The following is a 12,353-nucleotide window of genomic DNA, read 5'->3' on the forward strand; positions in this document are numbered from 1 at the left end:
TTAGATATCAATTTTTAAAGCTTTTAAATGATTAAATTAACACTGAATTAAAATGATGTAAAATTTTTATGAAAAATATATTCTGTGTATTGCTTATTGCAATGGTACCCTCCGTACTGGCACAAACTAAATTGGAAAAAGCAATAACCAATCTTGAGAATAATTATGTTCAGGAAAAAGTGTACTTACTGACAGACAAGTCTCAATATGCAGCCGGTGACCCAATATGGTTTAAAAGCTTTGTATTTGAAGGCTATAGCCGTTCTACACTATCTACTACCCTATTTGTAGAATTGTACGATGCTGATAAAAAACTAATAGACTGGAAAACAATTCTTCTAACCAATGGTGAGGGTAACGGTGATTTTCTGCTGAAAGAAGATCTTCCCGAGCAGGTTTATTTTATAAGAGCTTACACGCCTTACATGACCAACTTTAATGAGGACTTTCAGATCGTTAAAACTCTTCCGGTTTACAATCCAAATTCCCCTAAATCATTAGAGATTTCCAAAAACTCAGAATGGTCTGCAAAAGCTTTTCCGGAAGGCGGAACTTTCATTAACAGTACTCCTACAAAATTTGCAGTAAGAATATCCGGCAGTTCTTCTTTCCCGGAAAGCTGGACTGGAAAAGTTATAGATACTCAAAATCCCAATATTCCCATCACTACATTTAAATCTTTTGATAAAAATGTAGCCTCTTTTACCTTAACTCCGGCTTCAGGTAAAAAATATCAGGTTATCGTTCAAGATAATACCGGAAAAAGCAATACAATAGATCTTCCACAAGTTGCAGACAGCGGACTTCATGTAGAAATTAACAGTGCTAAAGAAGGGATTAAATATACCTTAAAAGGGATTAACTTACCCAAACCGCTTCAAAATTATAAGATTGTAGGAACCATCAATAATCAGCTTGCCTACAAAGCTGATATCAACCCGCTGACTAATGTGGTTTCAAGCCTTATTCCTAATAAAATAAGCAATGGTGCGAACGGCGTTTTACAATTAGCCATTTTTGACGATCAGGACAAACTGATTGCCCAAAGGCTCTGCTTTATAAAATCCGACAATTTAAGTATTGAGAAAGCGGAAATCACAGACCAGAACATCAGGCAAACCTCCAGATCTATCAACAGTATTGATCTTTCTCTGAACTCTTACTTTAAAAATTATACGGTTTTAGTGAGTGATGATGATGATGATGACAGCAATAAACCCGAAGAAGAAAATATTCTAAGCAGACTTTGGCTAACAGGAGATTTCACTTCGAAAATAGACTGTCCTGCACAATATTTTTCTAACAACGCGAATAATGAAGCTTTAGATGCTCTGTTAATTTCTGAAACCTGGAAAAGGTTTGACTGGAATTCAATACTCAGCGGGCCTGTTCCCACGCTTAGAACCAACGCACAGCAATTCCTCTCCTATAAGCTAAAACCTCTTAAGAATAATGCTCTGTTAAAAAACACTGAGGTAACTTTAGCGTTAAAATCAGGTAAAAATCCACCCATTATAAATGCATCAAAAACAGATCAGAACGGGTATATTTATTTGGATAATATTAATTTCAATCAACCCTTTAATGTTTCATTATTTTTAAATCCTGAAAAAGATCAAAGACCCAATGCTGATCAATTATCCTTCACCGTAGAACCACAGATTAAACCCACAAAGTTTAATGGTGCCCTTCCCAACACGGCTTATCAATTGGTGACTCAGACTGAAAATAAGGAACTTCCGGTTTCTATTTCCAGAGCCATCAACACTCAGAAAAATAACAAAAAAAATCAGGATAATAATGTTCAGATTGCTGAAGTAAAACTAACCGGAAAAAAGAAATATCCTACAAAGGAACTAAACAATCAACTGTCCAGTGGAATGTTCAACACCATGAATGCTAATATATTTGACTTTGTCAACGAAGAGCAGCATATCTTAGGATCATTTGATATATTAGACTGGCTGCAAGGGAGAGTAGCCGGTGTTGTGTTTAAAAGAAATGAAGTGGGAGAAAATGTCCCCTATATCCGTGGCGGTAGGGCTAAGCTATATTTAGATGAAATAGAGGTTGAGCCCGGTATAATTACGTCTGTTCCTGTAAGTGAAATCGCTATGGTAAAAGTCATAAAACAATCAGGATTGATTAATAACTCTATACTGATCTACACCCTGAGAGGCAGTATGGCTTCTAAGAGTACTCAACAGGATCAGAAGAACCAAAAGATCAGTTCTACTATCGTAAAAGGCTATGACAAACCTTCAGAATTCCCTGTTGAAATGATTAATGACAATGTGAAAATTGAAAAAGACACCCGTGAAACCCTGTACTGGAATCCTAATTTATTGGGCAGCAATGATACTCCGCCAAGAATCAAATTTTTCAATAATGACACGGCAAAACAATTTAAAGTAACGATCATAAGCTTTGATGAAGATGACCGCCTACTTTATCAGAACAATATTTTTAAATAATATATTTTCTGTACAACTCACTTTAAGAGACCACTAAATTTACGTTTTCATATCTCAATTTAAACAATATCTTTACAGGAATTAATACCCTTTACTGCCGTATGAAAGAATGATCAGCATTATCTGCTTTCTTTTACAGCATTTCAAATGATAACTAAAACCATAGAAACTTATGAGCATCAAACCCAAAGAGTGGGCTGAAAGCTATTTCAGCAGACTGAAAAACACGATTGAAGCATTACAGAACCATGATCTTGTAAAGAGTGTCGAATTCCTTCAGTGCCCCGGCGCAACTGAACAACAGATCGCTGAAGCTGAGGCAAAAATTTACGCAGAACAAATAGAGGTCACCGAAAATCATGATACCGAAGCTCCACAAGAACCATTTATCTTCAATGAATACCTGAGGGAGTTCTACAAGATCAGCAATGGCCTGCATATATCCTGGCATTCCGTTATTTTTCAGGAGGAAGAAAGGGAAGAAAGCTATAAAAGCAACTTCCCGATAGCAAAAGATGAAGATGATTTTAAAGAGGGCTGGATATCCATCCTTCCAATAGAAGGCTTAGCAAACCCAATCAATTTCGACCTGTCTGGAGATCCCCGATACACCACATGGGCAGAGGATCTGGATAAAAGCGGAGTATTATTTAATTATTTTGACGGCTTCAACTTTTACTATGACGCCTGCATAACTTTGTACAACGGTAATCCATCAATAGCTTTTGGTGATGATTACAGCGCTTCATATGATGCACCTCATGCCTGCGATTTTGTTATTTATATGGAATATGCACTTTCTACATTTTTCTCGGTAGAATGCCGCTCTAAGGGGTTATATTTTTCCAGTCAACATGAAGTATATCCTGAACTGGAAAACATGGTAGAAACACAAGATTACAGCAAGCTTGAATCCCTGCTGAAAGATAATCAACATACAGATATTGATTCGGTAATCGCTTTGGGATATGAGGAAAAGGGCTGCGAATATGCGGATGAGGACTATATGGAAAAACTTCCGGAAGCGATACGGAAGCGCTTAAATACGTTAATAGAAGTATAAGAATTCATACCATCCAGCATCTTAGAAGAAGCATAGTGAATAAATGGTTAGAAGGAGTCTGTACTTGATCATGTTATAAAAGAAAGATAAGCCGATAAGGTTTGTATTGAAAAATTTGATACATTCATACTAGAAAATAAATTATGAAAAACCTATCCCTGTATATTGGCTTATTTCTTCTTTTAGCAAAGGTGAACGTATATTCCCAAAACACGGCTGATAAAGGTAGTTTCACTTTCCTAGTACAAAAAGAACTGGGAGATATGAATCATGATAAACGCACAGACAAAGTGATGGTAGAAATGGATCTGAAAGATAATACCAGACCATTGAGAGTACAGATATTCCTTTCTCAGCCAGATAAAAAGCTTCAACTTATAGTTTCTTCTACAAAACTGATTGAAACCCAATACCCAACCTATAAAAAGGGAGAACATAATGGTAATCCGATCCCAGACTTCTTCATTGAGGAAGGTAATTTAAAAATGCTTACAGATATTAATGACCGGAAAAGCAGCTATGAATTCAAATGTAAACAGAATGACTGTGAACTGAATAAAATTTCACGGGTCATCTGGGATGGCAAAAACACCACTACTGAAACGGAAATCGACTTAGTAGCCCAAACGAAAGTAGAGTTTGACCAGGAATTAGGTTCAGATAAAATCTTAAACAAAAAGGAAAAGAAATTAAAAATTAAATCTTTGCCCAAAATACAGGATTTGAGTTTTTCTGACCTGGAACAGTATTAGAATCTTACGTTTTCTCTTTTTTTAAACTCAATTTGAAGTTTTATGTTCTTTTCTTCTGAAATAAGAGATCAATATCAATTTTTGAAGTCTTTAAATGATTAAATTAGCACTGAATTAAAATGCGCTAAGACTTTTATGAAAAATATATTCTGCGTATTGCTTATTTCAATGGTGCAACCTATACTGGCACAAACTAAATTAGAAAAAGCAATAACCAATCTTGAGGATAATTACGAACATGAAAAAGTATATTTACTTACCGATAAATTACAATATGCAGCTGGCGACAAAATGTGGTTTAAAAGTTTTGTCTTTGATGGGTATAACCGTTCCGAATTATCCACTACTCTATTTGTTGAACTCTACAATGCTGATAAAAAATTAATAGACTGGAAAACTGTACTTCTTACCAATGGTGAAGGCAGCGGGGATTTTCAACTGAAAGAAGACCTTCCTGAACAGGTGTACTTTGTAAGAGCTTATACGCCTTATATGAACGGTTTTAATGAGGATTACCAGATTATTAAAACGATTCCGGTTTACAATCCAAATTCCACAGAATCACTGGTGATTTCTAAAAGTTCTGACTGGTCTGCAAAGGCCTTTCCGGAAGGTGGAACTTTCATTAATGGGATGCCTACGAAATTTGCAGTAAGATTATCAAGCGATACTTCTCTGCCGGAAACCTGGACCGGAAAAATAATAGATACACAAAGCCCCAATGTATCTTTAACAACCTTTAAATCTTTTGACAAAAACGTTGCATCCTTTACTATAACTCCGGCTTCAGGAAAAAAATACCAGGCTATTATTCAGGATAATGCGGGAAAAAGTAAAACAATAGACCTTCCGTCAGTTTCAGACAATGGTCTCCATTTAGAAATCAACAGTTCTAAAGAAGGAATTAAATATGCTTTAAAAGGGGTAAACCTAAAACAAAAGCTTCAGGATTATAAAATTGTAGGAACAATTAATAACCATCTTGCTTATAAAGCACAGATTAAACAATCAACGAATGAAGTATCAAGCCTTATTCCTACCAAAATAAGTAACGGAGCTAACGGAGTTTTACAATTAGCCATTTTTGATGAGCAGGACAACCTGGTAGCCAAAAGACTTTGTTTTATAAAACCCAATGATTTAAAGATTGAGAAGGCTGAAATTATAGGCCAGAGCATAAAACAAACCCCAAGATCTTTCAACAGTATTGACCTTTCTCCGGAATCTTATTTTAAAAACTATACTGTCTTAGTAAGCGAGGATGATGGCAGCAATAAACCTGAAGAGGAAAATATCCTGAGCGGACTTTGGTTAACAGGAGATTTTACGACCAGGATAGACAGCCCGGCACAATATTTCTCTAAAAATGCCAATAGTGAAGCGTTGGATGCCCTGCTTATATCTGAAAACTGGAAAAGATTTGACTGGAATTCTGTACTTAGCGGAAATGTACCGACTCATAATACCAATTCTCAGAAATTTCTTTCTTACAGAGTAAAGCCTATTAAAGACAATGCTCTCATGGTCAACAGCACTGTGATTTTAGTATTGAGGCTAGGTAAAAACCAACCCACTGTTACTCCCGTTAAAACAGATCAAAACGGATATATCTATTTGAATAATATCAACAACGATGAACCTTTGGAGGTTTCAGTATTTGCAAATGCTGATAAGAGTAAAGAATCCAATGCTGATAATATATTCGTTACAATAGAACCACTGGTAAACCCTGTACAGTTTAATGGAAATTTCCCGGGTACAAAATATAAACTGGTAAAAAACGGAGACAAGAAGACTCTTCCAGCAACAATTTCCAAAGCCATCAATACCCAGAAAAACAATAAAAAAATAGAGAATTCCGAAGTAGAAATTGAACAGGTAAAATTAGTGGGAAAAAAGAAAGACCCAAAACAAGAATTGGACAAACAACTCTCCAGCGGGATGTTCAGTTCTATAAATGCTACCATATTTGATTTCGTCAATGAAAACCAATATGTTGCAGGATTTACTAATATATTTGACTGGCTTCAGGGAAAAGCTGCCGGTTTAACATTTCAAAAAGACAGTTCCGGGAATAATGTCCCTTACATTCGTAACCAGCCGGCTAAAATATATTTGGATGAAGTTCCTACTGATGCTTCAATGATTTCCTCCCTTCCCGTAAACAATATTGCTATGGTAAAGATTATTAAAGGAGCAGGGTTAGTAGGTGAAGCAGTAGCCATTTATACGATGAGAGGTAATATGCAATCTAAAAGTAATGAAAAGCCAGCTCTTCAAAAGAACAATTCATCTATGATAAAAGGCTATGATAAACCTTCAGAATTCCTTGTTGAAATGATAGATGACAATGCAAAAATTGAAAAGGATACCCGTGAAACCTTATACTGGAATCCTAATTTATTTGACAGCGATTACGTTCCGCCAAGAATCAAATTTTTCAATAATGACAGTGCAAAACAATATAAAGTATTGATCATAAGCTTTGATGAAGACGACCATCTACTGTATGATCAGCAAATCTTTAAATAATATTTCTACAGATTAAAAAGCCTTTCAGTTTTTTTGAAAGGCTTTTTTAGTATTTTAAATTAAGCCTCGTTAATTTGTAATGATATCGAATCATATAATATTGCCACATAATTGTATTTTCTTTTTTTTTCATAAAACCGGACACCCACCCTATTTCACTGTTGAACAGTGAAATAGACACGAATATAGCAAAATATTGCAATTGTATAATGAAATCATCTAGAGATAAATAATGAGACTGGAAGATAGAAGATGGAATTTATAAAGGGATAAAGAATAACTATTTGTTTTTTATGATAGTTTAGTTCTATGCTAATTTTACTAATCATAACTAACAGTGGTTTCTGGGTTATTATCTTCAAACTCCCTACCCTTACCTTCAATTCAAGTTAGCCACAAACCAGTGATAGATTGAATACAATCATAACAGACCGAAAAAAGTAATATAGGCTCTAAAAAATATAAACAAAGCATTACCCTTCTCCAAAAAAACAGGATCTTTCAAAAGAAAATACCAAATATTCCGTTTAATTCTTAAATTTGGCTAATGCGAAAGAATCTTTATCTCATCATTATATTATTTTCTCTTACAAGCTGCTATACTTATCAGGTAAAAAAACCTGCAGCCCCTGTTACCGACAATAAGCAAGAATCTAAAAAGAGTTCAGCTCCTGCTAATAATGCTTTAATGCAAACGAAAAGTGCAATAGCTGAACCTCAAGCCCAAAGCCTGCCCTCGCAACAACAGCCAGCTGCGCCGGCCAGTATTCAGGAGAAACTTGCTCCTAATAAAAATGTTAAAATTGATGTTGATGGCAAAAGCTATAAAGTAATTGTTGACCGATGGGAAAGCGACAGTCTGGTGGCCCACCCGGTTCATAATGCTAAAAAAACACTGAAATTCCATAAGAATCAGATCAATGCTGATAAAATTGCAGAAAAACGCTTTTCACAGCCTATAGCTGATATTATTACCGTTACTGCTTATGCCGGAATTGCTGCTGCAATCTGGTATCTTGTGCGCTAAGAATATTGTAGAAAAACGTTAGCGAAAAAAATAACATCCTTGATCCTTGTCAAGGTTTTAAACCTTGACAAGGATATCCAACAAATCCTCTTCACACAAAAGCAACAGTATTTTATCTACTCAAAGCTTATCTGTTTGTTTCAGAAAAAATGTCTTTCGCTGTTACTGCACGATTGCATCGTGTGGTTTCTGTATTACAAGTCAAACATTCTGAAAACAACAATATCATCTAAAAGTCCTTTTTCGTCAGAATAATCTACAGCACTGCTGTATCTATAATCTTCCGCGCGAAAAACTAGACCTGATTATCATGTCTCCAAAATTGATATTGAGTTACATTTGAAGTTTTTGAAGCTTCTTTAAGGAAGAAATCTAATAAAAACTCTTTTCTGCTTTCTGTAGGATTTTCCTTAATTACTGTCACAATTGCTCTGCTTGTAAATCTTTTTAAATCACCAATCAAAGTTTCTGGTTCCTGCCCATTTATACTTCTGAAAATTAAGTGTACATGGCTTGACATAATGCACCATGAATGTATTTCCATTCTTTACTCTAAAAACTTATGAAATATAATCCTTCAGGATTGTGGAATTTGTAATTACGACTCATCAATTATGTTTTTATAAAGATAAAAACTTTGTGAGAAAATGGTTGAGATAAAACCACATGATACAATCGTGCGGTAGCGAGGGGGGAAGTTATGTCTATAAATCATAAGATAAGAGCAACCTTTGCAATTTCCCATTTAGCATCAATAATAGTGTTTTTATTTTTGTATTTTTTATTCCAAGCTTTCGCTCCTTTTATTATGCCATAACCAGCGGCACCAGCACCAAAAGGAATCGCTGCAGTAACAACAATTCCTACCGCAGCTCCAGCACCTACTGTACTACCTAGAACAGCTAACCCAGACATAATGCCTGGGCCAGAAAGCCCTGCGACACCTATGCCTCCTACAACATTTGTTAGAGTTCCAAGTCCTAATCCCGCTCCAACAGCACTTCCTAATATTTCTAAAATGTTCTTCTTTTCTTCATCGGCTAATTTAACATAGGTATCGAATCCGATAGTAATTAATACCTGAGTCTGTTTTATCATTTCATTCGTTGGAAGAGTATTACCATTTAAAAGACGCTTTAGAGTTGCTCCAGAACAACCTATTACGTTTGAAACTTTCTTATACGTTAAGTTATTTTTATTAATAAATTTACTAAGTAATTCACTATAATTTTCCTGAGTAATATTTTCCATAGTTCTACAGATTTATTTAAATCTTACATTTGCTTATATAAAAACAATAAAAACAATAAAAATAATTAAAAATTAAAATTCGGTGAAAAAATGAAATCCAAACACTTAAAATAGCTACATAGTTAAAAGTTCGAAATTAAGACTTTTTATTTCTAATTATTAATTCCAGATTCATTATAAGAAAATGAAGGAAAACTCCTATTCCTATACAATAAATAACAACATAATGAATAGTATATAATATATTAGCCATTGGTGTCAATGGAGACATATTTCCGGTAAATATAGAAGATATACTGTATGGAAGTAGTGTTGCAAAAGTCCAAAAATTATTTCTATCTAATTCAACTTTTTTATCTCTGTAATATTTCAGTTCGTTTTTCAACCTATTAATATCTTCAGTTATTACACTTCCAAATTTTATAGAATCTAACTCAACCTGGCTTCCAACCTTATATAATCTCTTTTTTAAAATGCCTTTGTTATCAAAAATATAGACAGTTGCCGTAAAATCATAAGTTTTACTAGGTAAATTAAGATGATAATCTGTATATATTATATTCCTTTGACCAAAAATTAATTGTTTTAATTCTTTTAATTGCTTGTTCAATATAGAATAATTTGAAAGTTTAAGATTTTCAAGAAACTTAATCTCATAAGGGATACTCTTAGAGTTATCAATCCATTCATTAAGTACCAACTTTTTTCGGTTATCATGAATAGCAGTTTTAAATTCAAAACTAGCGGGATCATTTTTGAGCATTAAAATGTATAAAAAAGGAAACACGACTAAATGCAAAGTCAACATTATTGAAAGACATGCAATTGTATATTTAAATTTCTGATATTTTTCATACTTAGAAACTCTGTAGAGATATGCACAGAAAGATAAAATAATTAAGATTAAAAATGTTGTTGAAAAAAATTCACCAATACCAAATGAGATATTAATTAAAGTTAGTATCATATAATTTTTTTGTCTGCAAACATAGAAGAGATAACAATATATCAATTACGGGAAACCGTAATGCTATTATCTAATATCTTCACAGTTTTAAAAATTTTTCTTTTCAAAAAGCAAGATTCAATCCCGCTCTCCAAAGTCTCCCGACTTCGGAGATTCTATTTCAATCCAACAAAAACAATACTCCAAAACCTACTTTCCAGACCAGAACTCCTCAATTCCTAAGACTTTCTACAAACGTCTAATTTAAAGTCATTTAAATAAAACAATCGTAGTTTTACTACAATTTTTCAGATTTAACGAAAATTTACATTTCATACTATTTTTTTTATCTAACTTCGGTGACATAAGACCGCTAAAAAAATGCACTAAATATTATGAAAAACACCTCAAATTCTGAGAAAGTTTCAGAAAACCACATTTCGGGGATCAACCGGGTGGTAAAGCTGGAAATTGTGGTTGAGGGCAAGACTATCAATCACTTTAAACACTTTCGTTTGCAGCAGAGTGCAAGAAAGCACCATGATTTTGAACTGGTATTGGCTCATGACTCTTTAGGGGAAGTACAAAACCACAACCTCCAGCAGGCCCAAAAGTTTTTAGGAAAAAGAATCACCATTGTTTTTAGATATAAAGATTACGAAAATGAAACCCCTGAAAGAACATTTGTGGGCATCATTACCAAAGTAGCCTTCAGTCAGGAAAAAATGAGTCTGGGAAATATTATACTAAAAGGAATGAGCCCTACGATTCTGATGGATGCAGCTCCTCATACCCAAAGCTTCGGCGGCAACCAGTCTGTGAATACCAATATTATTGCAGACCGGATTATCAAAGAGACTTTAGGAACAAGTAAATTTGACTTTAGGGTAGATACCCAGAACAAAAGCTATATCAGTTACAGCGCACAATATAACGAAACGCATTACAATTACCTGACAAGGATTGCAGAAGCCTATGGCGAGCAGTTTTATTATGATGGTGAAGTTCTTCATTTCGGAAAGCTTCCTCCTTCTGAGAAACCTATCCTACTGGTATATGGTAGTAACGTTATTGATGTAAACGTTGAGCTGAGAGCAGTTCATACCAAACCTGAATATTTCGGTTATAACAGCAGCAGACATACCAAAATGGTAGGTGCTGATGACAGAATCAACCATTTGGGAGAATTATCTTCCAAAGCGTATGAGCTGAATGATACTATTTTTACCACCCGTTCATTAACCCCTACTCCTATCAATCCCAACGTATTCCTTGATGTGGATGATTCCCAGAAAAGTGCAAGAGGAAGTAAAGCAGTAGAGGTTTTTACCGTTTCGGGAAAGACCACCGTTCCGTTCCTTTATATTGGTTGTGTAGCGGATTTGGCAATGAGAAAGACCGACAGCAATGAAACGTCTCATTTTACAACACTGATGGTTACAGAAGTAAGCCATGAAGTGGATGCAAGAGGATATTATAAAGGAAGCTTTGAAGCCATTGCTGAAGGAACCGGTTTTATGCCAAAATCTGATTTTGAAATGCCGAAAGCAGAACCACAGGTAGCCACTGTGATCTCCAATGTAGATCCATTGAATCAGGGAAGAATACAGGTAAGGTTTGACTGGCAGCTAAATGATACAACTCACTTTATCAGAATGATGAGCCCGGATGCAGGAGGAACCGATGCAATTACCCAAAACAGAGGGTTTGTAGCCGTTCCTGAAATTGGCGATCAGGTCATGGTAGGATTTGAATACCATAACCCCGATTTTCCATTTGCCATGGGAGGAATGTTCCATGGGCAGGTAGGTCTGGGCGGAGGCCTTGACAATCACCTGAAATCTATACAGACCAGAAGCGGTATTAAGGTATTAATGAATGATGCTGATAGAAGTGTTACCATTAAAGATCCAAGTGGAAACACTTATTTTATGGATGGCCAGGGCAATATCAATGTTACCGCACCGAAGAATATGACTTTCACGGCAGGAGAAGATATGCATATTTCTGTGGGAAGGAATATGACCACCAAAATTGGACAGGACAGCACTCTCAACATAGGAAATGATCATACCGAATCTATAACAAAAAGATATACTCAGACCTCTGAAAATAAAACGGTTACCGTAAAACAGGATCAGACAGAAAGTACTGGAAGTAAATTTAAAAGCATTTCCGGAGAAGCTGATATACAGACTTCAAAAGGTGATTTAAAACTGAGAGGAACTTCACTGGCTGTATTCCAGGGCGGAAAAGACGTTAAAGTAAGTAAGGGTTAAATCTATATGAGGAATGAAAGTCAATTTTC

General features: G+C 35.0%; 9 protein-coding genes. 6 read left to right on the top strand and 3 right to left on the bottom strand.

The window, feature by feature from the left end; all coding sequences use genetic code 11:
* Window positions 1–68: 68 nt before the first annotated feature.
* The 5 genes from M2372_RS02125 (at window position 69) to M2372_RS02145 (ending at window position 7,848) form a co-directional block, all read left to right on the top strand.
* The gene (locus tag M2372_RS02125) at window positions 69–2,474 is read left to right on the top strand and encodes a hypothetical protein (protein ID WP_148060725.1); all 2,406 of its coding nucleotides are present in this window, start codon (window positions 69–71) and stop codon (window positions 2,472–2,474) included.
* 172 nt (window positions 2,475–2,646) lie between these two features.
* Complete coding sequence (locus tag M2372_RS02130) at window positions 2,647–3,537, top strand: SMI1/KNR4 family protein (protein WP_123318550.1); 891 nt, start codon at window positions 2,647–2,649, stop codon at window positions 3,535–3,537.
* Between the two features lie 143 nt (window positions 3,538–3,680).
* The gene (locus M2372_RS02135; protein ID WP_123318549.1) at window positions 3,681–4,289 is read left to right on the top strand and encodes a hypothetical protein; all 609 of its coding nucleotides are present in this window, start codon (window positions 3,681–3,683) and stop codon (window positions 4,287–4,289) included.
* Window positions 4,290–4,424: 135 nt separating this feature from the next.
* Window positions 4,425–6,821: a hypothetical protein gene (locus M2372_RS02140; protein WP_123318548.1), complete on the top strand. Its 2,397-nt coding sequence runs from the start codon at window positions 4,425–4,427 to the stop codon at window positions 6,819–6,821.
* A gap of 547 nt (window positions 6,822–7,368) precedes the next feature.
* Complete coding sequence (locus M2372_RS02145) at window positions 7,369–7,848, top strand: hypothetical protein (RefSeq protein WP_123318547.1); 480 nt, start codon at window positions 7,369–7,371, stop codon at window positions 7,846–7,848.
* Between the two features lie 295 nt (window positions 7,849–8,143).
* Here M2372_RS02145 and M2372_RS25515 read toward each other — a convergent pair whose 3' ends face one another.
* The 3 genes from M2372_RS25515 to M2372_RS02160 form a co-directional block, all read right to left on the bottom strand.
* Complete coding sequence (locus M2372_RS25515) at window positions 8,144–8,392, bottom strand: transposase (protein WP_310473117.1); 249 nt, start codon at window positions 8,390–8,392, stop codon at window positions 8,144–8,146.
* Window positions 8,393–8,559: 167 nt separating this feature from the next.
* Window positions 8,560–9,099 carry a hypothetical protein gene (locus M2372_RS02155; RefSeq protein ID WP_123318546.1) on the bottom strand — a complete coding sequence of 180 codons (540 nt, stop codon included), beginning with the start codon at window positions 9,097–9,099 and terminating at the stop codon, window positions 8,560–8,562.
* A 136-nt stretch (window positions 9,100–9,235) separates the two neighbouring features.
* Window positions 9,236–10,066, bottom strand: coding sequence for a hypothetical protein (locus M2372_RS02160; RefSeq protein ID WP_123318545.1), 831 nt, complete (start codon window positions 10,064–10,066; stop codon window positions 9,236–9,238).
* Window positions 10,067–10,440: 374 nt separating this feature from the next.
* Here M2372_RS02160 and M2372_RS02165 point away from each other — a divergent pair, with 374 nt between their 5' ends.
* Window positions 10,441–12,324 carry a type VI secretion system Vgr family protein gene (locus M2372_RS02165; RefSeq protein ID WP_115970719.1) on the top strand — a complete coding sequence of 628 codons (1,884 nt, stop codon included), beginning with the start codon at window positions 10,441–10,443 and terminating at the stop codon, window positions 12,322–12,324.
* Window positions 12,325–12,353 lie beyond the last annotated feature (29 nt).

The organism is Chryseobacterium sp. BIGb0232 (genome assembly GCF_024810195.1).
Taxonomy (GTDB): Bacteria; Bacteroidota; Bacteroidia; order Flavobacteriales; family Weeksellaceae; genus Chryseobacterium; species Chryseobacterium pennae.

Coding starts and splice junctions, on each gene's coding strand:
- M2372_RS02160 (WP_123318545.1), bottom strand. CDS start 10,066: ATGATACTAACTTTAATTAATATCTCATTTGGTATTGGTGAATTTTTT.
- M2372_RS02155 (WP_123318546.1), bottom strand. CDS start 9,099: ATGGAAAATATTACTCAGGAAAATTATAGTGAATTACTTAGTAAATTT.
- M2372_RS02130 (WP_123318550.1), top strand. CDS start 2,647: ATGAGCATCAAACCCAAAGAGTGGGCTGAAAGCTATTTCAGCAGACTG.
- M2372_RS02165 (WP_115970719.1), top strand. CDS start 10,441: ATGAAAAACACCTCAAATTCTGAGAAAGTTTCAGAAAACCACATTTCG.
- M2372_RS02145 (WP_123318547.1), top strand. CDS start 7,369: ATGCGAAAGAATCTTTATCTCATCATTATATTATTTTCTCTTACAAGC.
- M2372_RS02140 (WP_123318548.1), top strand. CDS start 4,425: ATGAAAAATATATTCTGCGTATTGCTTATTTCAATGGTGCAACCTATA.
- M2372_RS02135 (WP_123318549.1), top strand. CDS start 3,681: ATGAAAAACCTATCCCTGTATATTGGCTTATTTCTTCTTTTAGCAAAG.
- M2372_RS25515 (WP_310473117.1), bottom strand. CDS start 8,392: ATGGAAATACATTCATGGTGCATTATGTCAAGCCATGTACACTTAATT.
- M2372_RS02125 (WP_148060725.1), top strand. CDS start 69: ATGAAAAATATATTCTGTGTATTGCTTATTGCAATGGTACCCTCCGTA.